Source organism: Paenibacillus sp. ICGEB2008, from assembly GCF_000307675.1.
Taxonomy (GTDB): Bacteria; Bacillota; Bacilli; order Paenibacillales; family Paenibacillaceae; genus Paenibacillus; species Paenibacillus polymyxa.
In genome coordinates, this window is record NZ_AMQU01000064.1 from 1 (window position 1) to 636 (window position 636).

The window sequence follows — 636 nt, forward strand, 5'->3', positions numbered from 1 at the left end:
GGAACTGAAACATCTAAGTACCCTGAGGAAGAGAAAACAATAGTGATTCCGTCAGTAGCGGCGAGCGAACGCGGATTAGCCAAACCAAGGAGCTTGCTCCTTGGGGTTGTGGGACGTCTCACATGGAGTTACAAAGGAACCGGTTAGATGAAGAGGTCTGGAAAGGCCCGCCAGAGAAGGTAAAAGCCCTGTAGTTCAAAACCTGTTCCCTCCGAGACGGATCCCGAGTAGTGCGGGGCACGTGAAACCCCGTATGAATCCGGCAGGACCATCTGCCAAGGCTAAATACTCCCTGGCGACCGATAGTGAAGCAGTACCGTGAGGGAAAGGTGAAAAGCACCCCGGAAGGGGAGTGAAATAGATCCTGAAACCGTGTGCTTACAAGAAGTCAGAGCCTATGATATTTTCCTTTGGAAAATCACGGGTGATGGCGTGCCTTTTGTAGAATGAACCGGCGAGTTACGTTCCCGTGCAAGGTTAAGGTGAAGAGCTGAAGCCGCAGCGAAAGCGAGTCTGAATAGGGCGAATGAGTACGTGGACGTAGACCCGAAACCGGGTGATCTACCCTGTCCAGGGTGAAGGTGCGGTAACACGCACTGGAGGCCCGAACCCACGCATGTTGAAAAATGCGGGGAT

General features: G+C 52.8%; 1 rRNA gene. It reads left to right on the plus strand.

Annotated features, from left to right (window positions below):
- Positions 1-636, plus strand: a 23S ribosomal RNA gene (locus C400_RS0125960); the annotation flags it as partial.